The organism is Gordonia sp. YY1 (genome assembly GCF_009872315.1).
Taxonomy (GTDB): domain Bacteria; phylum Actinomycetota; class Actinomycetes; order Mycobacteriales; family Mycobacteriaceae; genus Gordonia; species Gordonia amicalis.
In genome coordinates, this window is sequence record NZ_WXYI01000005.1 from 158,316 (window position 1) to 183,679 (window position 25,364).

The following is a 25,364-nucleotide window of genomic DNA, read 5'->3' on the forward strand; positions in this document are numbered from 1 at the left end:
CAGGTCAGCGCAACGCGATGGTTTCAGTCGGTGCCCTGGATGCGGGTTCCCGGTGCGGGGCCGCTCGCGGTGCGGACCGCACGGGCGACACCGGCTCCCGACAGTTCGGCGGCCACGTTCACGGCGGACTGCTCGTCCGCGCACAGGAACGCACACGTCGGACCCGACCCCGACACGATCCCCTTGAGGGCTCCCGCATCCACCCCGGCCCGGAGGGTGCGGCGCAGCGTCGGCTGCAGGCTGAGGGCGGCGGGCTGGAGGTCGTTGTGCAGCAACGGCGCCACCGCGCGGGGGCTGCCCGACGCGAGCGCCTGCATGAGATCGTCGGGGCGACGCAGGAAGTCGCTGTCGTCATCGGTCTCGTCGGAACGACTCTCCCGCAGCCGGTCCAGTTCCCGGTACACCGCCGGCGTCGACAGGCCTTCTCGCGCAAGGGCGAGCACCCAGTGGAACTCGCCTCGGGAGAGCACCTGCATCAGCTGCTCACCGCGTCCGGTGCCCAGCGCGGTGTTGCCGTGGAGCGCGAACGGGACGTCGCTCCCGAGGTCGGCGGCGATCTCGGCGAGTTCGTCACGCGAGATGTCGAGCTTCCACAGATGCGCGAGCGCCACGAGCGCTCCGGCGGCGTCGGCGCTGCCGCCGGCCATGCCGCCGGCGACCGGGATCGTCTTCTCGATCTCGATGGCGACGTGTGCCGAACGGTCCGCCCACTCGGCCAGCGATTGCGCCGCGCGGGCCGCGAGATTGGAGGCATCGGCGGGCACCGAACCGGCACCCTCACCTCGGACGGCGACGGTCAGCTCGTGGGCGCGCGCGACCCGGACGTCATCGTGCAGCGAGAGCGCCTGGAAGACGGTGACCAGATCGTGGTACCCGTCAGCCCGGCGCGGGCCCACACCCAGGTGGAGGTTCACCTTCGACGGGGCACGCGCGGTGACGGAATCGGTTACCACCGACAGCGACGTTCGCGACACAGTGATTCAGACTAGTCGGCCGCTTCGCATATGCGCTCAGGGCCGCCACCCGCGGCGCGACAGTTCGCCCACGTGGTCGACGACGAGTACCGCCCCCGCGTCGCGTAACTCGGCTTCGGCGAAACCACCGGACCGGACCGCGACGCACTCGGCGGGAAGCCGATGCGCGGACGCGACGTCCCACACCGTGTCTCCGACGACGACCGCCCGGCCACCCCCCGCCTGCGTCAGGGCGACCTCCAGGATGTCGGGTGCCGGCTTCGAATCGTCCGCGTCGTCCGACGAGGTGACCGCGGCCAGGTCGTCGTGACCGAAACCCAGCACTTTCAGTGCGGCGTCGGTGAATTCGGCCTTGCCCGACGATGCGAGCGCCACCCGGTATCCCCCATCGAGCAGACCTCGGACGAAGTCGACGGCCCCGGGCAACGGCCGCAGGTCGGGCACCAGTTCGCGGTAGTGACCCTCCCAGTCGTCGCGGAGGGTATCGCCCAGCGACGCCTCGACCTCGTCGCCGCAGATCTCGCCGACGAGCCGGTCGCCGCCCATTCCGATGGCACGGTGGACCTTCCACCACTGCGGGGTGAGGTCGTGCGCGGTGAAGGCCCGCATCCAGGCGAGTGCGTGGAGATAGGTCGAGTCGATCAGGGTCCCGTCGACGTCGAGCAAAACGGTGTCGACTGAAGCTCCGGCGTCTGCGTCGGGCATCTGCACCTTCTTTCCTGGTCGGTTGACGCGTGGTGAGGCGGTCCGTTTACCCGAACGGCTCGCTGGCTACACCGAAGCGACCGATCCCGGCCCACGAAAGACGTGCAGAGGAGTTCTGATGACACCCCGATTCGGGTACACCTTGATGACCGAGCAGGCCGGCCCCAAGGATCTGGTCCGCTACGCCATCGGCGCCGAGGGGGCCGGCTTCGACTTCGAGGTGTGCAGCGACCACTACTTCCCGTGGCTGTCCGCCCAGGGCCACGCCCCCTACGCGTGGTCGGTCCTGGGTGCGGTGGCACACGCGACCGAGCGCGTCGAGCTGATGACCTACGTGACCTGCCCGACGATCCGCTATCACCCGGCCGTCATCGCGCAGAAGGCCGCGACCCTGCAGATCCTCGCCGACGGTCGCTTCACACTCGGACTGGGTTCGGGCGAGAACCTCAACGAGCACGTCGTCGGCATGGGCTGGCCTGCGGTCGCCGATCGCCAGGACATGCTCGCCGAGGCCATCGAGATCATCCGCACATTGCACACCGGCGAACTCGTCGACTTCCGTGGCGAGTTCTTCCAGGTCGACGCCGCGCGCGTCTGGGACCTCCCCGACCAGCCGGTGCCGATCGGCGTCGCCGTGGCCGGCGAATCCGGTATCGACACGTTCGGCCCGCTGGCCGATCATCTGATCGCCGTGGAACCCGACCCGGACCTGATCTCGGCGTGGAACGCCCAGGCCGCCACCTCGACGATCGACGGCAAGGGCACCCGCGCCATCGGTCAGATCCCGATCAGCTGGGGCCCCGACCGCGATGCCGCCGTCGAACGTGCCCACGACCAGTTCCGCTGGTTCGCCGGCGGCTGGGATGTCAACGCCGATCTCCGGACCACCGCGGGCTTCGCCGCCGCGACCCAGTACGTCACCCCGGACGATGTCGCGGGCAACATCCCGTGCGGACCCGACCTCGACCAGATCGTCGAGGCCGTGAAACCGTTCTGGGAAGCCGGATTCACCGACATCGCGCTCGTGCAGATCGGCGGTGAGACGCAGGACGAGTTCCTGCGCGACGCCGCACCGGAGCTCCTGGATAAGCTGCGCGCGGCGTCGAGCTGAGAACTGCTCATTCGTGTAACGGAATCCGGTCGACGCCGCCAGACAGGCTGAGGCCACGTACTTCTCGGCTCGGCTAGGTCAACTCACCAGGCCTTCGAGGCTCGTCGCTTGCGCTCCTCGCACCTCAGGCGGCAGAGGCAGTCCCGTCGCTTGCGCTCCTCGCACCTCAGGCGGCAGAGGCGGTCCCGTCGCTTGCGCTCCTCGCACCTCAGGCGGCAGAGGCCGTCCCGTCGCTTGCGCTCCTCGCACCTCAGGCGGCAGAGGCGGAGGGGTGCGTCTCGCTCTTCCGGATCGGAGCGATGCGTCAGACGGTGCGGGCCAGCCGCACGAAGTCGTCGACGTCGAGTTTCTCGCCACGGATACCCGGGTCGATGCCGGCAGCGCGCAAGCGTCGTTCGGCCTCCGCCGGGGAGCCCGCCCAGCCGGCCAGTGCCGACCGCATCGTCTTGCGGCGCTGGGCGAATGCTGCGTCGATCGCGGCGAACACCGCCTGCCGGAACTCCGGGTCGGTGGGGTGGTCGTCGGTGCGCTCGATGCGCACGAGACCGGACTCGACCTTGGGTTCGGGCCAGAACACGTTGCGCCCCACCGCACCTGCTCGACTCACTCGGCCGTGGTACCGGGCCTTCACACTCGGCACACCGTAGGTGCGGCTACCGGGCGGGGCGGCGAGCCGGTCGGCCACCTCTGCCTGGACCATCACCAAGGCGGTCGTGATCTCGGGGAACAGCCCGAGCAGATGCAGCAGTACCGGAACCGACACGTTGTACGGGAGATTGGCGACGAGCGCGGTCGGCACGACGGGCAGGTCGTCACGGGTGATCTGCAGCGCGTCGGCGAGCACGACGTCGAAGTCGCCGCTCCGCGCCGGCGCGTACTCGGCGACTGTCTGCGGAATCCGTTGCGCAAGAACCGGATCGATCTCGACTGCGACGACCCGGCCGGCGGTCCCGAGCAGCGCGAGGGTCAGCGACCCCAGGCCGGGGCCGACCTCCAGGACCACATCGTCGGCGCCGACCCCGGAAGCCGCGACGATGCGTCGGACGGTGTTGGCGTCGTGGACGAAGTTCTGCCCGAGAGTCTTGGTCGGCCGGACACCGACTTCGGCGGCGAGTTCGCGGATCTGCGCGGGTCCGAGGAGCCGCGGTGCGTCGCCTGGCGGGTCGTCGATCAGCGCAGGCCCAACTTGGACGAGCACGACGGCCATGCGCCCCAACCCTGGACGGCCTGGGTCTTCGAGGCGACCGCGATCTGCTCTTCGCGGGTGGCGAGGTCCGCGCGCGGCGCGAACTCGAGTCCGCCCCATCGTTCCCACGTGTTCTGGTCGAACTGGACACCGCCGTAGAAACCGTTGCCGGTGTTGATGGCCCAGTTGCCGGTGGCCTCACACTGGGCCAGGGCGTCCCACACCGAGCCCGGCGGCACGAACGGCGCGCCCGGCTTGGTGCCGATGCGGACGGTGGCGGCGACGGGCTCGGTGAGCACGTCACTCGTCAGCTTGTCGCGCTTGACCACCTTGCCGTTCACGGTGGTGACCTTATACGTCACGCGCGCCTCACCGGGAGTGCCCTTCTTCTCGACGACCTTGCGGTCACGGACGAGTGTCGGGTCTTCCTTCTTGATCTCCGGCGGGGCGACCGGCTCGTTGACGGTGACGTCCTCGGTCTTGATGCGCGTGACGATGACCTTCAGGTCGGGGGTGACCTCGGTGTCGGCGGCGGGGACGACCTTGTCCTCGGGCCCGAGGGGCGTTCCGAGGGCCTCGAGCAGTTCGCCGACGGTGTGGGCCGCGACCGTCGGCCGCTTCTTGGCCGGGCCGTCGACGAGGTTCACCGGCTTGGGGAGCGCGACATCGATCTCGCCGCCGTCGACCGGCAGCTTGTCGGTGGCGAAGTCCGCCTGCTCGGCGGCATGCGTCAGTCCGCGTTCGGAGAGGAGCTGGTCCACGGTCGAGGCGTTGGTGATGACCGTCTCGCGCTTGCCCTCGACGTCGAGGGTCAGCTTCTTCAGACGGTTCACCGTGATGGTCTGCCCCTCGCCGAAACCGGAGTCGAGCGACGGGCTCACCTTGTCACCCCCGGCCGGTGCGAGGCCCTCGGATTCGAGCAGGCTCTCCACGGACATCGCCATCGTGGACACCTGACGGGTCTTGCCGTCGACATCGATGGTCACGGTCTTGTGCATCGCGACACCCATGACACCACCGGCGGCGACGGTCGCGCAGACGGCTCCGACGGCCAGGCGGGCACGCAGGGAATCGGACCCGTTGATCTTCGAGAAGACCGACTTGGGTGACACTGAAGGAGGTAGAGAAGGCAAGGCACAACAATCTGGTCGGCAACAGGGCGCCGCCGCGACCAGAAGACCCATCCGCACTCCGGGATGCATACGCACCTCGTCGTGAACCGCTGGTAGCCGGATGTAATCGCTCTGGCCGAGCGGGATCACAGTACGATAACGAACCGGCCAGATTATGGCAAAGAGATGTTGTAGGCGCGCCGCGCATTGGCGCCTAACAATCGCGCCATCTGCTCCTCGGACACCCCCCTGACCTCGGCGATCGCCCGTGCGGTGTACGGCAGGCAGTACGACTGATTCGGCTGGCCACGGTACGGATGCGGGGTCAGGAAAGGGGCGTCGGTCTCCACCAGGATCTGTTCGTCGGGCACCAGCTCCGCCGCCACCCGCAACTCCTCGGCATTGGCGAAGCTCACAGTTCCGGCAAAACTGAGGAAGTACCCACGGTCGACACACTCGCGGGCAACATTCCGGTCACCGGAGAAGCAATGCATGATCACGGTCTCCGGGGCGTCCTCGGCGGCCAGGATGTCGAGCAGATCCCGGTCGGCCTCGCGGTTGTGGATCATCAGCGGCTTACCGACTCGCCTGGCGAGATCGATGTGCCAGCGGAACGTCTCGTGCTGAACCGCCGGCGACGCGCAGTCGCCGGACTTGCCGGGCCAGTAGTAGTCGAGGCCCGTCTCACCCACCGCAACGACCCGCGGATGACGGATCATCCGCTCGAGTTCGGCGGCGGTGTCGTCGTCGAGATCACCCGCATGCATCGGATGCAGCGCGACAGCCGCGTAGACCCGGTCGTCCCATTCCGCCGCCGCGACCGCCCAGCGGGCATCGACCATGTCGTCGGCGACCGTCACCACCTGATCGACCCCGACCGCCTGCGCACGGTCGAGGATGGCGTGTACCGACTCGGCGTCCCGTCCACCGCAGGCCGCCAGGTGGGTGTGGGCGTCCACGAGACCCGGCAGCGGAGCCGGATCGGGCGGCGGCTCGCGCCGACGACGCTTCCTGGCCGCCTTGTTGCTCAGGGTCTCCGACCCGGCGTTCCCGAGGGTCTCCGACCCGGCAGCGTCGCTCATGGCAAACACCCTGACACAGACCGGCGACACCTCGCGCCGGGCTACAGCGCGACTGTGCCCTCGATCACGGTCGCGGTGTCGCCACCCACCCAGATGTCGTCACCGTCGTCGTGGATGTGGACGCGGCCGGCCCGTCCGATGGCCGCACCCTGCGCGGCGACATAACGCTCCGGCGCCTGTCCGGTCGCCCGGAGCCAGGTCGCGATCCCCGCGTTGAGGCTGCCGGTCACCGGATCCTCGGGTACACCGATACCCGGGACGAACGCCCGGACCTCGGCGAAGACATCTCCCGATCCGTAGAGCCCGAGCAAGCCGACCTTGTGGTCGCCGAGCGCGGGCATGTCGGGACGGACATCGAGCACCCGCTCCCCCGATCCCACCTGGATCACCATCCACTCCGGACCGTTGTCGACCCACTCCGCGGCGCGAACCTCATCCCGGGCGACGCCGAGAGCAGCGATGACCTCGTCGACGACGCCGGGGTCCACCGGGCCCGACCGGCGCAACGGCGGCGCCGCGAAGGAGAGTCGCGGACCCGACCGCCGGATCCGGACCAGCCCGACGCCGCATTCCTGCACGACGTCGTCCCCCTTCGGTCGCCCGCCCGAGGTCAGCCACGCGTGCGCCGATCCCAGAGTCGGGTGGCCGGCGAACGGCAACTCCCCGTCGGGGGTGAAGATCCGCAGCTTGTAGTCGGCCGCCGGGTCGGTGGGCGGCAGCACGAACGTGGTCTCCGACAGGTTGGTCCAGCGGGCGAAGGCGGCCATCCGATCCTCTGCGATGGGAGCGCCGGGACCACCCCCGTCGACGACGACCGCCACGGGGTTGCCCTCGGTACCGGTGGACGAGAACACATCGACCTGAGCGAAACGGCGAGTCATCGCGCCATCGTCTCATCGGGGCGCGGACGTCGGCCACCGCTCTGTCACGGGCAACCCGACCCCCACAGCTCGGGTCGACTTCTCCGCGACCAGGAGAGACGCATTAAAGAATCCGTCTCGTTTGATTTCATATATAAAACCGGATAGCTTCCTATGCGACGCGGGTCACAGTCGGCGATCGAGCGTCGGGATGTCACCGCGATGACAGGGGGACCAATGGCGTTCGAGCTGCCCGCCTCCCGGGGGCCGCTGCGCGACCTGGCCAACGAGGCCGGTCATACACTCGGGTTCGCGCTGCAGGCCATCGGAGCACTGGTGGTTGCGACGTTCCGCCGACGCCTGTCCATCGCCGAGACCCTGAACCAGACCGTCTTCATCGGCCGCGTCAGCACCGGACCGTCACTCCTGCTGATGATCCCGGTGGGCGTGTTCATCGCCGTCTCGGTCGGCGAACTCGCCGGACGCATCGGCGCCGGCGGCTACTCGGGCGCGGTCGTCGCGTTCATCATCGTCGGCCAGGCCTCTGCCCTCGTATCGGCACTGATGATGGCCGGTGTCGCCGGCTCGGCCATCTGCACCGATCTCGGATCGCGCAAGATCCGTGAAGAGGTCGACGCCATGGAGGTCATGGGGCTCAACGTGATCGAGCGCCTCGTCGCACCGCGGCTCCTCGCCGCGATCATCGTCTCGCTGGTGCTGTGCTCACTCATCACGGTCACCGGCGTCGGAGCCTGCTACCTCTACCACATCTACGTCCAGCACCTGCCCGCCGGCGCGTTCATGGCGACCTTCAGCCAGTACGGCCGGTTCTCGGACTTCGTGATGGCACTCGTGAAGGCGGCCATGTTCGCGTTGCTGTCCACGATTGTGGCCTGCTTCAAGGGATTACACGCACGCGGTGGCCCACGAGGAGTGGCCGACGCGGTGAACGAGGCGGTGGTGATCGCGTTCGCGCTCGTGTTCGTCTTCAACACGATCCTGTCCCAGCTCTACACCGTGATGGTGCCGGCCGTGGGGGCGTACTGATGGTGGTCTCCGCAGACGTGACAGTGCGTACCGAACGCCGGCTCGGGCGTCGAATCGACCAGACGGTCTCCGGCATCGTCCGGGCCGGTGAGTTCGTCACCTTCATCGTGCGTGCGATCGCCGCGATCCCGTTCACCCTCGTGCACTACCGCAAGCACGTGCTCAACCAGATCGCCGAGGTGACCTTCGGGTCGAAATCCCTTCTCTCCGGCGGAGGAACGCTCGGCATCGTGCTGGCCATGTCACTGGCGGCGGCGATGATGCTCGGCGTCGAGACCTACCGCGGGCTGCAGCTGGTCGGCATGACCTCGCTGTCGGGCATGCTCTCGGCGATCGCCAACACCCGCGAACTCGCGCCCGTCGTCGTCGGAATCGCGTTGGCCGCCAAGGTCGGAACCGGGTTCACCGCCCAGGTCGGCGCGATGCGCATCTCCGACGAGATCGCCGCGCTCGACTCGATGGCGATCCGGTCGATCCCCTTCCTCGCCACGACCCGCATGATCGCGGCGATGGTGTGCATCCTGCCGATCTACATGATCGGCCTGCTCGCGAGCTACATCGCGACGCGTCTCGTCGTGGTCTGGTTCAACGGCGAATCCTCGGGCACCTTCGACTACTTCTTCCATCTCGCACTCACGCCGACCGACCTGCTCTACTCCGCGATCAAGGCGATCGTCTTCGCCGGTATCGTCGCGCTGGTCCACTGCTCCTACGGGTACTTCGCCTCCGGCGGACCCGAAGGCGTCGGCCAGGCGGCCGGACGCGCACTCCGCACGTCGATCCTGGCCATCGGGATCTTCGACGTGATCTTCACTTTCGGGTTGTGGGGCCTGGTCCCCGAGATCCCGGGAATGGGGATCTGACGTGTCGACCATGTTGCCGGGCAACCCGGTCTCCCGATTCGGTTACATCCTCCGCGCCCTGATCGCGGGCGCCCTCATCACCGCCTTCGCGGTGTGGATGGTGGCCCGCAGCGCCGGCACCGTCACCAGCGATCCCGAGGTGTTCGCCGAGGTGCCGGTCGAGGCCGGCCTCATCACCACCGGCGCGCCGGTCCGCTATCACGGAGTCACGGTCGGCGAGATCAGCGGCATCGACCCGGGCACCGTCTCGTCACAGGTGAGGATCTCCATCGACGGCGCCGCCATCGACGCGATCCCGTCCACCGTCACCATGCGCGTCCTGCCGCGAACCTTCTTCGGCGACATCTACGTTCAGCTGACCGAACCGGAGCCCGCGGCGGGCGCCGCACCGCTGTCCGACGGTGACGAGATCCGGATCGACACGTCGGCCGAGGCCACGAACCTCTACAGCATCTACACCAAACTCGCCGACGTCCTCGCCGAGGTCCAGCCCGAGAAGATGAACATCGCGCTCTCCGCGGTGGCCACCGCGATCGGCGACCGTGGCGGCGACCTCGGCGTCATGATCGACGACTGGTGGCAGGCGTCGCGCACACTCGAGACGACCGTCAACCAGTTCATCGACGCCACACCGAAATTCCGCGCCGTGATGGAGAGTCTCAAACGCTCCACCCCGGCGATCACCGAGACGCTCGCCAACACGACCAGCATCTCCCGCGGCATCCTCGAGAACCAGGACGATCTCGCGTCGTTCTTCACCGCCGCCTCCGGTTTCGCCGGCGCGGTCGACCCGTTCCTCGCCGCCCAGCGCAAGAACATCATCACCGTGCTCGACTCCACCGGCACCATCCTCTCGACCGTCGCGGAGAACCCGTCGGGTGTCAGCAAGACGCTCGCCGAGGCCAAGAAATTCGGTGCCGCCGGCGCGATGCTGTTCTCGAGCGGCCGTTTCGACATCACCGCGGTTCCCACGTTCTCGCAGCCGATGCCGTACACGGCCGCCGACTGCCCGACCTACGGATCGCTTCGCGGCTCGCAGTGCTTCGGCAAGGGAACCGGCATGGGCACCGGACCGGTCCGACCACCGGGCGCGCCCAACCCGAAGGTGCTCTCCCCTCGTGAACCCACCTACACCCCTTCCGGTTTCGTCGGTCCCCCCGTCATCGACGGGACGCGTGAGGCCCCGACGCTGAGCCGCCTGGAGTCCGAACTCGGTGCGACCCCGGCGAAGGGCACGGGACCCAAGAGCACGGGCCCCAACCCCGCCACCACGCTGATGCTCGGCCCGATGGTTCGCGGCCACGAGGTGAAGGTGTCATGACCACTCTCTCGCTGAAGACGATCCTGAAAGCCGGGTCGTTCGTCCTCATCGGCATCATCGCCGCGGTGCTCGTCAGCAACACGCTGCGTGTCCCGGTGCACGGGTCCACGACGACCTTTCACATCCAGTTCACCGACGCCGAGGGTCTGGTCGAGGGCAACCCGGTGACCATGTCCGGTGTGCGGGTGGGCCGCGTCGAGTCGGTCGCCTTCGCACCGCAGGACGACGGTTCGGCCCTGGCCGACGTCGCCGTCTCGATCTCCGACGACCATCAGCTACCGCTGCAGGTTCACGCGGCGATCCGCTACGGGGACATGCTCGGTGCCCGCTACATCGCGCTGACCGACAGCGGTGCGGACGGCACCGCGCGCGACGGCACGAGGATCCCCGTCGAGGGGACGTCACCGCCGGTGAACCTCACCGCCCTGATGAACGGTTTCGAGCCACTGTTCTCCGCGCTCGACGCCAACCAGGTCAACGATCTCGCACGTGGCTTCGTCGACACCTTCGAGGGGCGTTCGGGTTCGGTGCAGACTCTGCTCGGCCAGATCGCGTCGATGGGCAACAACCTCTCGGCGAACAGCGCGGTCTTCGCCCGGCTGGTGAGCAACCTCAACGTGCTGATGGGCACCGTCGACCGGCACAACCCGCAGCTGAACGAACTCTTCCGCGGATTGTCCGACCTCACCTCGGCGGTGGTCGGCGACAACGGCCAACTCGCCGCACTCCTCGACAGCGGGGACCGCGCCGTGTCGGCGCTCGCCGACATGATGACCGTCGCGGGCGACGACTTCCGGAAGTCGATGGTCGGACTCGAACAGGTCACGGCCAGTTGGGTTCCGAACACGCCGGCCTTCACCCGATTCCTGGACCGGCTTCCGGTGATGGCCGAGGAGATCAACAAGAGCGGACGATACGGGGGATTCATGATGCTCTACCTCTGCAACTTCACCTTGGGCGCCGTCGGCCTCGACGCCAACATCTTCGGTCCGCTCCACTCCCCGGTCTGCATGTGAGACAAGCCATGTCAGCTCCCAGCAAGGTAGGAACCTAAGTCCGTGTTTCTGGTCAGGCTCATCGACGTCTTCGTCGGCATCTTGGAGTTCGTCTTCAAGTCCGACAAGCGCGCACAGGGTGCGTCACCCGCGGTCCTCGGCACGGCGGGCATCATCACCCTGGTCGCGCTGATGCTGATCGCGATCGGCATCCCCCAGCTGAGTTACTTCACCCGCACCAGCCCGTACACCGCAGAACTCGCCAACGCGTCGGGGCTGACGACGGCCGATCCGGTGCTGGTGGCGGGTGTCCCGGCCGGCCGGATCGAGTCGGTCGATCTCGCCGGAGACCGCGTTCGCGTCGGTTTCCGGCTCGACGACGGTCAGCCGCTGGGCAACCAGACGCGCGCATCGGTCCGGCTCCGGACCGTCCTGGGCAAGCGTTACCTCGAGATCGTCCCGGGCGGATCGGGAAAGGTCGGTCCCGACAACACGATCCCGCTCGACCGCACCACGGTGCCCTACAGCCTCAACGACATCTCCGGCGCCGCGGTCACCGCCTCGCGTGACATCGACGAGGAGGCCGTGCGCGCGATGTTCGTGACCATGAAGGAGATCATGCCCCGCACCTCGACCCTGGACGCCTCGATGAAGGGGGCGACGGGCGCGATGGCCGCCATCACGGGAACGGGCACGCAGCTCGACCAGCTGCTCGCCATCTCCAAGCGGGTCGCCGAAGTGACCGTGCAGCAGAGTGATTCGATCTCGAGCGCGATGTCCAGCACGCAGGCGATCGTGCAGACCCTCGTCGTCCGGCGCGTCCTGCTGACCCGTCTGACCGACAACCTCCGCGCCGTGCTCGACCAGATGGCCACGACCTTCCCGAAGGTCCCGATGGGTCAGCTGGTCACCAACATCGAGTCGGTGACCAAGACACTGCGGGACAACGTGTCGTCGATCGACCGGATCCTGACGCAGTTGCCGCCGGCCATGCGCACGATCACCGATGCGACCGGCAACGGCAACTGGACCGACGTGGTGTCGCCGAGCGCGGTCATCCCCGACTCGTTGCTCTGTGTGCTCGGCGTGATGCAGGGGTGCCGCTGATGACTTTCCGCCAGGTACGTGAGGTCCGCCCGCGCAAGCGATACGGCGGCAAGATCTTCACCGCGCTGCTCCTCGTGGTCGCGATCATCGTGGGCACGTGGTACGTCTTCGGCCGCGATCCGCAGATCCGCACCGTCCACGCCGATTTCGCGTTCGTCAACGGCCTGTACGAGGGGTCCAAGGTCACCGTCCTGGGTGTTCCGGTCGGACGTATCGAGAACGTCGAGCCCGCCGGGGACCACGTCAAGGTCACCGTGACCATGCCGGGCGACGTCGATCTCCCGGCCGACGTCTCGGCCTACGTGCTCAACCCGTCGGTGATCAGCGACCGTCACCTCGAACTCGGACCGGCCTACACCGGTGGGCCGCAGCTGCCCGACGGCGCGACCATCCCACTCGAGCGCACCCACTCCCCGATCAGCTTCGACCAGCTCCTCGACAGCATCAGCGTGCTGACGAAGATCATGGGGCCCGCCGACGCCGCGCCCGGCGCCCCGAAAGACCCGAACGACATGGGTGCGCTCCTGGCCGCCACCGCCAAGTCGTGGGACGGCCGCGGCACCGGTTTCGGGACGACGATGTCCGGGCTCGCGTCGGCGTCGGGGATCTTCGGCGCCCGCACCGAGGACCTGCAGGATCTCATCGACAGTCTCAACACGCTGATGCAGACCTTCCACGCCAAGCAGGTCTCGCTCGACGGCCTCATCGAGTCGATGGGTCTGCTGAGCAGCCAGTGGGCGTCGTCCAACCAGGACATCGCCGGGCCCGTCAACGATCTCAAGGTCGTCTTCGACCAGATCAACGACTTCGTCCTCGCCCACGGCAACGACGTCGGCGTCGTCGCGGAGAACCTGAAGGTCCTCGGCGACACCCTGGTCGACAACAAGGCCGGACTCGCCGAGTTCATGGACCTCGCACCGCTGATGATGCAGAACCTGTCGAGCACGATCGGCCCCGACCGTCGTGGCCGCATCCGCCTGAACGTCTCGACCACGCTGACCCAGTTCAAGACGCTCAAGCCGCTGTGCGACCAGTTCCCGATGCCGTTGTGCACCGGCGCCGGACTCACCAACCCGATCTCGTTCCCGATCAGCGCGTCCGACCCGCTGGGCATCGTCTCGGCGATCACCGGCGGCAAGCTCCCCCCGAAGGGAGGGAACTGATGACTGTGCGTGCCAGAAAGATCCGGATCACCACCGCGGCGATCGCGGTGACCGTCGGCCTGTCGGGCTGCTCGGTCGGACTGCAGGACCTGCCGCTCGGTGCCGGCGGCCGCAACTCCTTCGACGTGACCGCCGAACTCATCACCGCCGACGGCCTGGTGTCGGGCGCCGACGTCCGGCACGGCCAGCAGATCGTCGGACGGGTCACCGACATGCGCCTGGAGGAACGGCATGCGGAGATCACCATGACGATCGCCGACGGCACCGACCTCCCGGCGAACACGACGCTCAACGTCGAACTGCCGTCGGCGCTCGGAACGCCGTTCGTCCGCCTGTCCGAGCCCGCGGACCCGCAGGGCCGGCTCACCGAGGGGTCGCATCTCAGCCTGTCCGACACCGGTGTCGGACCGCAGATCGAGAGCACACTCGCCGCGCTCGGCAACATCCTCGGCGGCAGTGGCGTCAGCCAGCTCCAGTCGGTGATGTCGAGCCTCAACACCGCCTTCGAGAACCGCTCCGACAAGGTCGGCGACCTGATCGACACGCTGAACCGACTGCTCGCCCGGTCGTCGAGGTACACCGACGACTTCAACGCGGCGATGGCGGCGGCCGCGGATGTCAGCGAGCTCCTCGTCGCGCAGCAGCAGACCGTCGACGACTTCCTCGGTCAGGTCCCGCAGGCGGTGACCGTGCTCGCCGCACAGCGGGATCAGATCGCGAAGCTGATGTCGCAGACCACGCGACTGGCGACCAACGTCGCGGCGATCACGCGCGGCCGTCAGGAGACGCTCGACCACCTCGTCGGCGACGCCGAACAGATGGTGAAGTCCTTGTCCGCGTTCAACACCGAGGTCGGCTCGACCCTGGACAACATGAACGCGTTCATGACGAACTTCGACCGCGCGATTCCGGGCGACTACCTGGTCTTCGACGGTTCGCTCGACATCCCGGGCGGCATCGACAAGATCCTCACCGGCGGTGTTCTGCTCGCCGGTCAGCCCCTCCCGACACCGGACGACCTCCGCAACGTGCTGTCCGGCGGTCTCGCGAACAAGAGGCCGGAGAAGAAGGCCGCGAAGAAGGCGGCGCCGGCGACGAAGACCCCACCCAAGACGACCCCTCAGACACCCAGCCCACGCCCAGGAGCCCCGCGATGACCACCAAGGCGAAGACCCGGCGCCTTCGGATGCCCCGCGTTCGGATGCCACAGGCGCGCACTGGGATGCTGCAGTTCCTGATCTTCCTCGCCCTCTCGGCGATCGTGATCCCCTACGGCATCAACTTCATCGCCGGGCCAGAGGGATTCGGCGACAAGATCGTCCTGACGGCCAGGATGGACGACGCGTTCGGGCTCAGCTCGGGCACGGGCGTCACGCTCCGCGGCGTCGACATCGGCACCGTGCGTTCCGTCGAACTCGATCCGGCCGGTGGCGCCGCGGACATCGAACTGGTCGTGCGCGGGGACACCCGCATCCCCGCCGACTCTTTCATGCAGGTCACGATGGCCTCGATGGCCGGCATCCAGAGCGTCGACATCATCCCGCCCGACAACAATCCCCCGTATCTCGAGTCCGGTGACACGATCGCCGCGCCGGCCGACAAACAGCCCAAGCAGATGGACGCCATCATCGGCGACGCCGCGTCGGTGCTCCGCAGCATCGGCAGCGGCAACCTCACCACGCTGGGCAACGAGTTCTACGCGGCCTTCGACCACGACGAGAAGGCCCTGGCCGGGATCGTGTCGAACGGAACCGCGCTCGCCGGGCTGGTCAACCGCAATGCACCGATCCTGCAGGGACTCTTCGACGAATGGCTACAGGTGCTGTCCGCGATGAACGACACCACCACGGCCTTCGAGGCCGGCATGCGCAGCGCCGCGACATTCACCGACCAGCTCGACGCCAACCAGCCGGTGTTCGTCTACCTGCTCGACAAGTCACCCGAATCGCTGACCCGCACACAGGCGCTGTTCGACAAGTACCGCGGCACCTTCGGCGGTGTGATGGCGAATCTCGCGGTGGTGGAACCGATCATCTCCGACCGCGACCAGTCACTCGCCGTCGGCCTGGAGACGATCCCCCAGGGTCTGCTGGACCTGCGTTCGATCGTGAAGAACGGGCGCGCCGACTTCGCGCTCATCGGCACCCAGGGACCCGTCTGTATGTTCTACGACCAGCCCCGCTACCCGGTCGGCGATCTCAACACCCCGGCACCGAATCTCGCGCGCTTCTGCCCGGCGGGCAACGGCTACGGACAACGCGGCGCGGTGAACGCCCCACGGCCGAACGACCTGGGCACGAGCACCTGGACATCCCCCGGCGGTGTCTCCGGACCACCGGCCGTCGCCGATCCACTACTCATCCCGAACGGCGTGGAGCTGCTGCAGTGGTGGCACGAACTTCTGGAAAGGGCACGAAATGGCAACTGACACAACGACTCGAACCGCAGCGGCGGGAACCGCCGCCGCGGATGCCGACGGGACCGCGGACGTCTCCTCGACCGGAACCGCATCCGCTGCGCGCACTGCTCCCCTGACCCGGAAGCCGGCCGGCCGGGGCACGATCGTCACCGGTGTACTCGCGTCGCTGCTGCTGGGTGCGACCGCCCTCGCCGGGTTCTTCGGTTACCAGTACGCGACAACCGATTCCTCGGCCACCTCGCCCGAGGCGAGCGCCGAGGCGATCGACACCGCCAAGGACTACGCGATCAAACTGTCCAGCTTCGACTACCGCGATCTGAACAAGAATCGGGACGCGATCACCGCGATGTCGACCGACGACTTCGCCGCCAAGTACAGCGAGATGGTCACCGCCCTCAGTCAGATCGTCACCGACGGCAAGGGTGAGTCCACCGCCGAGGTGTCGCACGCGGCCGTCGAGAAGATCGACGGCTCCTCCGCGACGGTGATCCTGTTCGCCGACCAGAAGGCACGCAACGTCGTCTCCCCGGACGGCAAGACCCAGCCGTACCGGATGGTGGTGACGCTCGATCGTTCCGGCGATCGCTGGCTGGTCGACAACGTCGAGACGAAGTGAACCCACACCGATCCGAGGAGTGACCACCATGGCCGCGAGCTACCTACCGTCGATCGAGGACACCGAGCCGGAACTGACGACCCGGCGCACCCGCATCCACATCACCACCCGCAAGCGGCGCGCGACCAGCCTGCGCAAACCAGCGCGCATCCAGGAGGCCATCGACTTCTGGTCGTTCGCCGGCGGTGCCGCGAACGTCGTCATGCAACTGGGCTGGCCCGAGGTCGCCTACGGCGTCATGGAGAGCAAGGTCGAATCCGGCGCGCTGACCAAGCATCCGTGGAAGCGGGCCCGCACCACCGGCCAGTACCTCGCGGTCGCGATCCTCGGCACCGACGAGGAGAAGGCCGCGTTCCGGGAAACGGTCAACTCGGCTCATCGCCACGTGAAGTCCGACGCGAACAGCCCGGTCAAGTACAACGCGTTCAACCGGGAACTCCAGATGTGGGTGGCCGCATGCCTGTTCGTGGGTATCGAGGACATGCACCTACTGCTCCACGGCCAGATGACCGAAGACGAGGCAGAGGAGTTCTACCAGTCGTCCAAGACCCTCGGCACGACGCTGCAGGTACCCGATGACATGTGGCCGGCGACGCGCAAGGACTTCGACCGGTACTGGAACCTCGCGTGCCAGCGCATCGTCATCGACGACACCACCTGCGACTTCCTCAACGATCTCGTCGACCTCAAGATGATCAACCCGCTGATCCGACTGCCGTTCGTGAGTCTCCTGCGCTTTCTCACCATCGGGTCGCTGCCGCCGATCTACCGCGACCAGCTCGGCCTGGAATGGACCGAGGACGACCGTCGGCGCTTCCAGCACCTGTTCACCTTCGTCTCGGTGGTCAACAAGTTCCTGCCCAAGTCGATCCGGTTCGGTGGCAGTCGCATGCTGATGCGGGACCTGCGACGCCGGATGAAACACGACAAGGCGATCATCTGATCTCGCGACGTTCACGTCCGGACCTCGCGCGGGTCCTCGACGAGCCGGTGATCTATCTGATGTGGCCCCGCGCGGCGCTGATGCAGCTGGCCCACGCGGGGGTGGCCCCGACCGAGGTCGAGAGCGGCGTGTACGGGGTCCGCGGCGCGGGCCGCTGGTCGGGAACCGTGAACTACCTGCGGACCGCGGTCGCCGGCGACGAGGACAGCGTGCGTGATCTCGTCCGCGAGGTGAACAAGGACCTCGACTTCGTCGAAGGGGACTACCCGGCGACCCTGCCGCGGTCGACGTCGGACGATCCGGAACACGTCACCGCAGGCGACGTCGCCGCGCAGGTGTTCGCAACCTATTCGATGCCCTGGCGGTACGTCCGACACCTCCCCCGCATCCGCCTGCTGACGTGGGGAATGGCCGGTGAACGGTTAAGGTCGATCTACGGAGTCGAATGGTCCGCCGGCCACGAGCATCGTTTCCGCCGGACGGTGCCCACGGTCCGCCTGCGGCAGGGTCTCTGCCCCGGACCGATCCGACGCCGACACGGCAGACGACAGCGCATACGCCGCGCCACCCGACTCAGGCGGACCGCGGTGACGGACCCCCACACCAACGGACGGAACGACCGATGACCCCCGGACCTCTCCACAGGACCCAGCTGGCCGTCGAGGTGGCCGACTACCTGCGCACGCGCATCATGACCGGTGTCCTGCGGCCGGGCGAGTTCGTCCGGCTCGACGAGACGGCGTCGGCCCTCGGTTGCAGCGTGACGCCTGTGCGCGAGGCACTCGCGACACTCCGCGGCGAGGGACTCGTGAAACAGGCCCTGCACCGGGGATTCATCGTGGAGACGCTGACCCGCGGTGACATCGTCGACATCTTCTGGATGCAGGCCGAACTCTCCGCACGTCTGGCCAGTCATGCCGCCGAGAACCCCGACCTGGCCGAACAGCTGGATGAGCTGGGCGCGATCGTCGACGATCTCGAGACCGCGGTCGAGTCGGGACGCGCCGACCGCGTGCTCTCCGCGGAGTTCGCCTTCCACCGCAAGGTGCACCTCATGGCCGAGAGCAAGAAGCTGGCCTGGTTCCAGTACTCGGCCAGCAAGTACAACCCGCTGCAGCTGTATTCGAACGACCCCGGGTGGGGCCGGGAGGCCGCGACCAGCCACCGGCGACTCATCGAGCTGTTGCGCAAGGGCGACACCGTGGGCATCAAGTCCGAGATCGTCGCGGCGTTCGACGACGCTCGTGACCGCCTGATCGACCAGCTGGAATCCATCGGTTTCTGGGACGACGAGCAGTCGCCCACCGAGGAAGCCCGCACGGCCAGCTCTGCGTGACGCGCGCTATCGCGCTTCGTCGCGCCTTCCCCGACTCGGACGGGTAGCGTTGCGCATCGTGTTGGGATTGCCAGAAGTGATCTCTGTCGCGCTCTTCGATCTCGACGGGGTCCTCACCGAGACCGCGGAGCTCCACCGCAAGGCATGGAAGAGAACCTTTGACGCCTTCCTCGCCGAACGCGCCGGCGGCGTCGATGCCCCCGGGTTCGTGGAGTTCACCGACCAGGACTACCTCGACTATGTCGACGGGCGTCCCCGTGAGGACGGCGTGCGGGCATTCCTCGCCTCGCGCGGGATCACCGATGTGGACCCGGCGACCGTGACCGCGATCGGCAGCCGCAAGAACGACATGTTCCTGGTCAGCCTCGCCGAGGAGGGTGGGCATGCCTATCCCGGCTCGGTGCGGTACCTCACCGCGGCACGTGAGGCGGGCCTCCGCATCGCAGTCGTCACGTCGTCGAAGAATGGAGGACCGGTGCTCGATGCAGCCGACCTGTCGGGATTCGTCGAGGTTCGCGTCGACGGTCTCGAGATCGCCGCGCGTGGACTCAACGGCAAACCGGCTCCCGACTCCTATCTCCTGGGAGCCGAGCTGATGGGCGTCGAGCCGGCCGCTGCCGCGGTTTTCGAGGACGCCATCTCGGGCGTACAGGCCGCTAGCGCAGGCGAGTTCGGCTACGTCGTCGGCATCGACCGCGTCGGCGGAGTCCAGGCCGAGGCGATGCGTGCCGCCGGCGCCGACATCGTCGTCAACGATCTCGACGAATTGCTGCCCGCATGAACCCGGATCAAGGACACGGGTTCGAGATCCACCCGTGGCAGCTGAAGTGGAGCGGCGGAGTCGATCTCGACATGCTCGGCCGCACCGAGACGTTGTTCGCGTTGTCCAACGGGCACATCGGCTTACGCGGAACCTTCGAGGAAGGTGAGCCGGTCGATCACCCGGGCACCTACCTCAACGGCTTCTACGAGTTGCGCGGCCTGCCCTACGCCGAGAGCGGCTACGGCTACCCGGAGTCCGGCCAGACGGTCGTGAACGTGACCGACGGCAAGATCATCCGTTTGCTCGTCGAGGACGAGCCGATGGATCTTCGGTACGGGCGTACCGAAGAGCACGAGCGGACGCTGGACTTCCGTACCGGCACGCTGCGCCGGCACACCCTGTGGACGTCGCCGACGGGCCGCACCGTGCGGATCAAGTCCGAGCGTTTCGTCTCGTTCACCAAGCGCACCATCGCAGCCATCCGCTATGAGGTGGAGCCCGTTGACGAGGACATGAAACTCGTTCTCCAGTCCGATCTGCTGGCCAACGAGCCGGTCCCGGCCCCGGGCAACGACCCGCGTCTCGCGGCCGCGCTCGACGCCCCGCTGGTGTCGGATCTCGCGACCTGCCGCAACTACTGGGGCATGCTGGTCCACCACACCAGGCAGTCGGGTCTGCACATCGCGGCCGGCATGGATCACGAGATCTACTTCCCGGACAAGGCCGACACCTTCATCCGCGCCGACGGCGACCTCGCCCGCCTGACCATCGCGGCGAATGTGCCGAAGGGCAAGAGCCTGACCCTCACCAAGTACATGGGGTACGGCTGGTCGGCCCGACGCTCGGTCCCGGCGTTGCGTGCGCAGGTCGACGCCGCGCTGGCGATGGCGATGGAGACCGGCTGGGACTCCCTCAAGGCCGACCAGGTCCGATACCTCGAGGACTTCTGGCGCGACGCGGACATCGAGCTCGACGGCGATCCCGAACTCCAGCAGGCGGTCCGGTTCGCGCTGTTCCACGTCCTGCAGGCCGGCGCCCGCGGACAGTCACGCGCGATCCCGGCCAAGGGACTCACCGGTCCCGGATACGACGGCCACACCTTCTGGGACACCGAGAGTTTCATCCTCCCGATGCTCACCTACACGGTGCCCGCGGCGGCCGGGGAGGAACTCCGCTGGCGCCATGCCACCATGGACAAGGCCAAGGCCCGCGCCGCGGAACTCGGGCAGCGCGGCGCCATGTTCCCGTGGCGGTCGATCAACGGCGACGAGTGCTCGGGCTACTGGCCCGCGGGCACGGCGGGCGTGCACGTGTCGGCCGACATCGCCAACGCCACCGCCCGGTACCTGCGCGCGACCGGCGACGAACGGTTCGAGACCGAGTGTGGCGTCGAACTTCTCGTCGAGACCGCCCGGCTGTTCGCCGGCCTCGGCCATCACGATGTCAACGGGAAGTTCCGCATCGACGGCGTGACCGGGCCCGACGAGTACACGGCCGTGGTCAACAACAACGTCTTCACCAACCTCGCGGCACAGCAGAACCTGCGCGACGCGGTGGCGGCGGTGCACCGTCGACCCGATCTCGCCGAGCAGTTCGGGGTGACCACAGCCGAAGCGGCGCACTGGGAGTCGTGCGCGGACGACATGTCGATCCCCTACGACGAGGCGCTGGGGGTGCACCAGCAGTGCGAGTCCTTCACGCTTCTCAGCGCGTGGGATTTCGAGTCCTCGGTCGGCCGCTACCCACTGTTGCTGAACTATCCGTACTACGACCTCTACCGCAAACAGGTCGTGAAGCAGGCCGATCTGGTGTACGCGACCTACCTGTTCGGCGACTCGTTCACCGCCGAACAGAAGCTCCGCAACTTCGACTACTACTACCCCATCACCGTGCGCGACTCGTCGCTGTCGGCATGCTGTGAGGCGGTCACCGCCGCCGAGGTCGGTTACCTCGACCTCGCCTACGACCTGCTCGCCGAGTCGGTGTTCACCGATCTGCACGACCTGCACAACAACGTCAACAGCGGCCTGCACATCGCTGCGCTCGCCGGGGCGTGGACGGACTGCGTGGCCGGTTTCGGCGGCATGCGCGACTTCGGCGGGCAGATCACCTTCGCGCCGCGACTGCCGAGGCGGTTGACCTACCTGTCGTTCCGCATGATCGTGCGGGAGTCGAAGATCGTGGTCGCGGTGGACAAGGAGAGCACCACCTACCGGTTGCTGTCGGGTCCGCCGATCGACCTGGCACACCACGGCGAGAAGTTCACGCTCACCTCGGCGCCGGTGACCATGAAGATCCCCGACTTCCACTACCGCGAGCCACCCAAGGCGCCTCCGGGCTGCGAGCCCTACCGACGCGAGATCTGATCGGGCCCGGCGCGTCCACCGCTTGACCTTCACACTGTGTCAAGGACTGCAATGCGGGGGTAGGAGGTGCCGACGATGACAACCGAGCACGCACTCAGCGACCCCACCCGTAGCGCCCTGTCCACCGCGCTGCACTCCCCCGAGGCCTCGACGCGGCTGCGGGCGGCGATGGCGGCGGGTACCGAACCCGACCCGCGCCTCGTCGACGACCTCGTCGCACGCTGCGGCACCGAACCGGATTTCTTCGTCCGGGACATGCTGACCTGGGCGCTGACCAGACTTCCGGCGGCGCTGACGGTACCGCGCCTGATCGGTGAGCTGGTCTCGGCGTCACCGCAGGCGCGTGCCCAGGCGCTGCACACGCTGTCGAAGATCGGCGATCGGACGGCGTGGCCGGCCATCACCGTCGAACTGCTGCACGACGCCGATCCCGACGTCGCACGGGCCGCGTGGCGCGCCGCGGTGGTCCTCGTCCCGGCGGACGAGGAGGTGGGACTCTCGGTCGAGTTGGCCGGTGAACTCGGTCGCCGCGGAATCGAGGTGCAGCGCAGCCTGAGTCGTGCGCTCGCCGCTCTGGGCGAGATATCGCTCGACGCACTCGCCTCGGCTCGTCGACATCGGGATCCACGGGTCCGCGCGCATGCCGCCGCCACCGCGCGGCTCCTCGACGATCCGGACAGCGACTTCGCGTATGAGCTCGAAATGGCCACACGGTTGGCGAACACCGGTGTACCGGTTCATGATTCGGGTCCGCCGTGCTGATCGGCGAGGTGGCGCGGCGTTCGGGTGTGAGCACCCGGATGCTGCGCCACTACGACACCCTCGGCCTCGTGCGGCCGACGGGCCGGACCACAGGTGGTTACCGCGAGTACTCCGACGCCGACATCGAACGCCTCCTCCATGTGGAGAGTCTCCGGTCGCTGGGATTGTCGTTGCGCGACGTCGGCCGTGCACTCGACGATCCCGGCTTCGCGCCGGATGCGCTCCTGGAGCGGATGATCCAGGACACGGAGGACCGGATGGCCGCCGACGCCCGGCTACTGGATCGGCTGCGGCAGATCGAGGCCGCCGACGCCGACGACTGGTCGGCGGTACTCGATGTGGTCGGTCTGCTGCGCGCGGTGCATTCCGAGTACGCCGCCCACCGCCAGCGGGCGGCGTTGCGGGCGGGCGACGCCGGACTGTCCGCCGAGGCCCTGACGGACGCGCTGCTGGCCGAATCCGATCCCAACACGGCCGGCGCCCTCCGCTGGGCACTCGCGCAGACATCGGGTGCGCTCGACCAGCTCGCCGCGCGGGTGGCCGACCACGATCCGACGATCCGGCGCCGCGCAATCACCGCCCTCGCCTCGATCGAGGACGCCCGGGCGACCGCCGTGCTGGAGGGGGCGCTGACGGACCCCGATCCCGAGGTCCGGCGCACGGTCGCCCGCGCCCTCGGCCGTCGGGGGGTCGACGCCGCGGTGGACGTCCTCATCGAACTCGTCGCCGCCGGGGACCGCGACGTCGAGGCGGCCGAGACCCTTGCGACGTATGCGGACGACGACCGGATCGTCGGCCTGCTCGTCGATCGTCTCGGCGGCGACCCGGACCCGTCGGTCCGGCTGCGGCTGGTCCAGGCGTTGGCCGAGATTGCCGGCGACGCGGCGTCGAAGGCCTTGACCGACCTGGGGGACGACGCCGACGAGACGGTCGCGCGCACCGCGCGGGCCATCGGATCGTTACGATCCCCCTGATCGGCGCCGACCCGCGATTGGCTGTCACCGGCCGCCGGTCGGTACTCTGTGGAGCACTATGGCACCCGATCTGACCAGCCCTGATCTGTCCGGCACGGCCGAGGACGGCACCTCGTACGGTGCGGGGCGCCCGTACTACCTCACCACCGCGATCGCTTATCCCAACGGCGCACCGCACATCGGGCACGCCTACGAGTACATCTCCGCCGATGCCCTCGCACGGTTCAAGCGCCTCGACGGTTTCGACGTCCGGTTCCTCACCGGCACCGACGTCCACGGCCAGAAGATGCAGCAGACCGCGCTGGCCGAGGGCATCCCCACCGCCGAACTCGCCAACCGGAACTCCGACCGGTTCCAGTCGCTGCAGGAACGCCTCGGCTCCAGCTTCGACCGTTTCATCCGCACCTCCGACGCCGATCACAAGCGGGCGTCGGAAGAGCTGTGGAAGCGGATGAGCGACCGCGGCGACATCTATCTCGACAAGTACTCCGGCTGGTACGACGTCCGTGACGAGACGTTCTACGCCGAGGCCGACACCGAGGTCAACGACGCCGGCGAGCGCGTCGCCTCCGACACCGGTCACGTGGTGACCTGGACCGAGGAGGAGACGTACTTCTTCCGGCTGTCGGCCTACCAGGACAAGCTCCTCGAGCTGTACGAGGCACAGCCCGACTTCATCGGTCCCGACGCGCGGCGCAACGAGGTCATCAGCTTCGTCAAGGGCGGGCTCACCGACCTGTCGGTGTCGCGGACGACCTTCGACTGGGGCGTCCAGGTCCCCGGCCACCCCGAACACGTCATGTACGTGTGGGTCGACGCGCTGACCAACTACCTGACCGGAGTCGGGTTTCCCGACGATCCGGCGACCTTCGAGCGGTTCTGGCCCGCCGACCTGCACATCATCGGCAAGGACATCATCCGGTTCCACTGCGTGTACTGGCCCGCCTTCCTGATGAGCGCGGGCGTCGAGCTGCCCAAGCGGGTCTTCGCGCACGGCTTCCTGTTCAACAAGGGCGAGAAGATGTCCAAGTCGGTCGGCAACGTCGTCGACCCGGAGAACCTGATCGACGAGTTCGGTCTCGACCCGGTGCGCTACTTCTTCCTGCGCGAGGTGTCCTACGGCCAGGACGGGTCGTACTCCGCCGAGGCGATCGTGTCGCGCATCAACGCCGACCTCTCCAACGAGTTCGGCAACCTCGCCCAGCGCACCCTGTCGATGATCGGCAAGTACTTCGACGGTGTGGTGCCGGCGACCGGTGAACTCACCGACACCGACCGCGCGCTGCTCGACCGGGCCGACTCGCTGCTCGAGACCGTCCGCGAGCACTTCGACAACCAGGCCATCCACCTCGGACTCGAGGCGCTGTGGTCGACGCTGGCCGAGACCAATCGGTACATCTCGTCGCAGGAACCGTGGAAGCTCGCGAAGACCGACCTCGACCGCACCGGCACCGTGCTCTATGTGTGCGCCGAGGTGGTCCGCATCGTCGCGGTGCTGAGCCAGCCGGTGATGCCGGAGTCGTCGAACAAGATCCTCGATCTGCTCGCCGTCGGCGACGACCGCCAGTTCAGCGTCGTCACCACCCGGCTGGCACCGGGCGTCGCACTGCCCAAACCGTCGCCGGTGTTCCCGCGGTACGAGAACTGACCCGCCCTCGC

The 25,364-nt window shown here is 67.8% G+C and carries 24 protein-coding genes; 18 read left to right on the top strand and 6 right to left on the bottom strand.

Features of this window, described 5'->3' with window-relative positions; genetic code table 11:
* Positions 1 to 23: 23 nt before the first annotated feature.
* Positions 24 to 974 carry a 4-(cytidine 5'-diphospho)-2-C-methyl-D-erythritol kinase gene (locus BPODLACK_RS09345; protein WP_159405153.1) on the bottom strand — a complete coding sequence of 317 codons (951 nt, stop codon included), beginning with the start codon at positions 972 to 974 and terminating at the stop codon, positions 24 to 26.
* A gap of 36 nt (positions 975 to 1,010) precedes the next feature.
* The gene (locus BPODLACK_RS09350) at positions 1,011 to 1,679 is read right to left on the bottom strand and encodes an HAD family hydrolase (RefSeq protein ID WP_159405154.1); all 669 of its coding nucleotides are present in this window, start codon (positions 1,677 to 1,679) and stop codon (positions 1,011 to 1,013) included.
* A 118-nt stretch (positions 1,680 to 1,797) separates the two neighbouring features.
* Between BPODLACK_RS09350 and BPODLACK_RS09355 the strand changes: the two genes are divergently transcribed.
* Entirely contained in the window at positions 1,798 to 2,790 is a 993-nt protein-coding gene (locus BPODLACK_RS09355; protein ID WP_024497865.1) for an LLM class F420-dependent oxidoreductase, read from the top strand.
* A 304-nt stretch (positions 2,791 to 3,094) separates the two neighbouring features.
* Here the strand turns inward: BPODLACK_RS09355 and rsmA are convergent, their stop codons facing one another.
* The 4 genes from rsmA to BPODLACK_RS09375 form a co-directional block, all read right to left on the bottom strand.
* Positions 3,095 to 3,997: a 16S rRNA (adenine(1518)-N(6)/adenine(1519)-N(6))-dimethyltransferase RsmA gene (rsmA, locus tag BPODLACK_RS09360; RefSeq protein WP_024497866.1), complete on the bottom strand. Its 903-nt coding sequence runs from the start codon at positions 3,995 to 3,997 to the stop codon at positions 3,095 to 3,097.
* Positions 3,961 to 5,088 carry a resuscitation-promoting factor gene (locus BPODLACK_RS09365; RefSeq protein WP_024497867.1) on the bottom strand — a complete coding sequence of 376 codons (1,128 nt, stop codon included), beginning with the start codon at positions 5,086 to 5,088 and terminating at the stop codon, positions 3,961 to 3,963. Before BPODLACK_RS09365 ends, rsmA begins: the two co-directional genes overlap by 37 nt.
* A 173-nt stretch (positions 5,089 to 5,261) precedes the next feature.
* A complete protein-coding gene (locus BPODLACK_RS09370) occupies positions 5,262 to 6,170 on the bottom strand; it encodes a TatD family hydrolase (protein ID WP_159405155.1) in 909 nt (302 codons plus the stop codon).
* A gap of 41 nt (positions 6,171 to 6,211) precedes the next feature.
* Complete coding sequence (locus BPODLACK_RS09375) at positions 6,212 to 7,051, bottom strand: PhzF family phenazine biosynthesis protein (RefSeq protein WP_159405156.1); 840 nt, start codon at positions 7,049 to 7,051, stop codon at positions 6,212 to 6,214.
* Between the two features lie 216 nt (positions 7,052 to 7,267).
* Between BPODLACK_RS09375 and BPODLACK_RS09380 the strand changes: the two genes are divergently transcribed.
* The 17 genes from BPODLACK_RS09380 to metG all read left to right on the top strand — a co-directional run bounded on the left by BPODLACK_RS09380 (position 7,268) and on the right by metG (position 25,353).
* Positions 7,268 to 8,077, top strand: a complete 810-nt coding sequence (locus BPODLACK_RS09380) for an MlaE family ABC transporter permease (RefSeq protein ID WP_024497870.1) — start codon at positions 7,268 to 7,270, stop codon at positions 8,075 to 8,077.
* Complete coding sequence (locus tag BPODLACK_RS09385) at positions 8,077 to 8,940, top strand: MlaE family ABC transporter permease (protein ID WP_410471358.1); 864 nt, start codon at positions 8,077 to 8,079, stop codon at positions 8,938 to 8,940. Before BPODLACK_RS09380 ends, BPODLACK_RS09385 begins: the two co-directional genes overlap by 1 nt.
* A gap of 1 nt (position 8,941) precedes the next feature.
* Complete coding sequence (locus BPODLACK_RS09390) at positions 8,942 to 10,261, top strand: MCE family protein (protein ID WP_159405157.1); 1,320 nt, start codon at positions 8,942 to 8,944, stop codon at positions 10,259 to 10,261.
* Entirely contained in the window at positions 10,258 to 11,277 is a 1,020-nt protein-coding gene (locus tag BPODLACK_RS09395; protein ID WP_159405158.1) for an MlaD family protein, read from the top strand. Before BPODLACK_RS09390 ends, BPODLACK_RS09395 begins: the two co-directional genes overlap by 4 nt.
* Before the next feature lie 42 nt (positions 11,278 to 11,319).
* Positions 11,320 to 12,363 (top strand): MlaD family protein, encoded by a 1,044-nt coding sequence (locus BPODLACK_RS09400; RefSeq protein WP_159405159.1) that lies wholly within the window; start codon positions 11,320 to 11,322, stop codon positions 12,361 to 12,363.
* Positions 12,363 to 13,526: an MCE family protein gene (locus BPODLACK_RS09405; protein WP_024497875.1), complete on the top strand. Its 1,164-nt coding sequence runs from the start codon at positions 12,363 to 12,365 to the stop codon at positions 13,524 to 13,526. The genes BPODLACK_RS09400 and BPODLACK_RS09405 overlap by 1 nt, the downstream gene beginning before the upstream one ends.
* The gene (locus tag BPODLACK_RS09410) at positions 13,526 to 14,683 is read left to right on the top strand and encodes an MCE family protein (RefSeq protein WP_159405160.1); all 1,158 of its coding nucleotides are present in this window, start codon (positions 13,526 to 13,528) and stop codon (positions 14,681 to 14,683) included. Before BPODLACK_RS09405 ends, BPODLACK_RS09410 begins: the two co-directional genes overlap by 1 nt.
* A gap of 29 nt (positions 14,684 to 14,712) precedes the next feature.
* The gene (locus tag BPODLACK_RS09415) at positions 14,713 to 15,954 is read left to right on the top strand and encodes an MlaD family protein (RefSeq protein WP_157228319.1); all 1,242 of its coding nucleotides are present in this window, start codon (positions 14,713 to 14,715) and stop codon (positions 15,952 to 15,954) included.
* On the top strand, positions 15,944 to 16,561 hold the full coding sequence (locus BPODLACK_RS09420; protein ID WP_006437081.1) for a hypothetical protein: 618 nt from the start codon (positions 15,944 to 15,946) through the stop codon (positions 16,559 to 16,561). The genes BPODLACK_RS09415 and BPODLACK_RS09420 overlap by 11 nt, the downstream gene beginning before the upstream one ends.
* A 28-nt stretch (positions 16,562 to 16,589) precedes the next feature.
* Positions 16,590 to 17,504 (top strand): oxygenase MpaB family protein, encoded by a 915-nt coding sequence (locus tag BPODLACK_RS09425; RefSeq protein WP_024497878.1) that lies wholly within the window; start codon positions 16,590 to 16,592, stop codon positions 17,502 to 17,504.
* Positions 17,504 to 18,130: an oxygenase MpaB family protein gene (locus tag BPODLACK_RS09430; RefSeq protein WP_328721460.1), complete on the top strand. Its 627-nt coding sequence runs from the start codon at positions 17,504 to 17,506 to the stop codon at positions 18,128 to 18,130. Before BPODLACK_RS09425 ends, BPODLACK_RS09430 begins: the two co-directional genes overlap by 1 nt.
* Positions 18,127 to 18,840: a GntR family transcriptional regulator gene (locus BPODLACK_RS09435; RefSeq protein ID WP_006437084.1), complete on the top strand. Its 714-nt coding sequence runs from the start codon at positions 18,127 to 18,129 to the stop codon at positions 18,838 to 18,840. The genes BPODLACK_RS09430 and BPODLACK_RS09435 overlap by 4 nt, the downstream gene beginning before the upstream one ends.
* A gap of 58 nt (positions 18,841 to 18,898) precedes the next feature.
* Positions 18,899 to 19,621: an HAD family hydrolase gene (locus tag BPODLACK_RS09440; RefSeq protein ID WP_024497880.1), complete on the top strand. Its 723-nt coding sequence runs from the start codon at positions 18,899 to 18,901 to the stop codon at positions 19,619 to 19,621.
* Positions 19,618 to 21,969 carry a glycoside hydrolase family 65 protein gene (locus BPODLACK_RS09445; RefSeq protein WP_159405161.1) on the top strand — a complete coding sequence of 784 codons (2,352 nt, stop codon included), beginning with the start codon at positions 19,618 to 19,620 and terminating at the stop codon, positions 21,967 to 21,969. The genes BPODLACK_RS09440 and BPODLACK_RS09445 overlap by 4 nt, the downstream gene beginning before the upstream one ends.
* A gap of 75 nt (positions 21,970 to 22,044) precedes the next feature.
* Positions 22,045 to 22,731: a HEAT repeat domain-containing protein gene (locus BPODLACK_RS09450; RefSeq protein ID WP_096273531.1), complete on the top strand. Its 687-nt coding sequence runs from the start codon at positions 22,045 to 22,047 to the stop codon at positions 22,729 to 22,731.
* Positions 22,725 to 23,705 (top strand): HEAT repeat domain-containing protein, encoded by a 981-nt coding sequence (locus tag BPODLACK_RS09455; RefSeq protein ID WP_006437088.1) that lies wholly within the window; start codon positions 22,725 to 22,727, stop codon positions 23,703 to 23,705. Before BPODLACK_RS09450 ends, BPODLACK_RS09455 begins: the two co-directional genes overlap by 7 nt.
* A gap of 58 nt (positions 23,706 to 23,763) precedes the next feature.
* The gene (metG, locus tag BPODLACK_RS09460) at positions 23,764 to 25,353 is read left to right on the top strand and encodes a methionine--tRNA ligase (RefSeq protein WP_096273529.1); all 1,590 of its coding nucleotides are present in this window, start codon (positions 23,764 to 23,766) and stop codon (positions 25,351 to 25,353) included.
* Positions 25,354 to 25,364 lie beyond the last annotated feature (11 nt).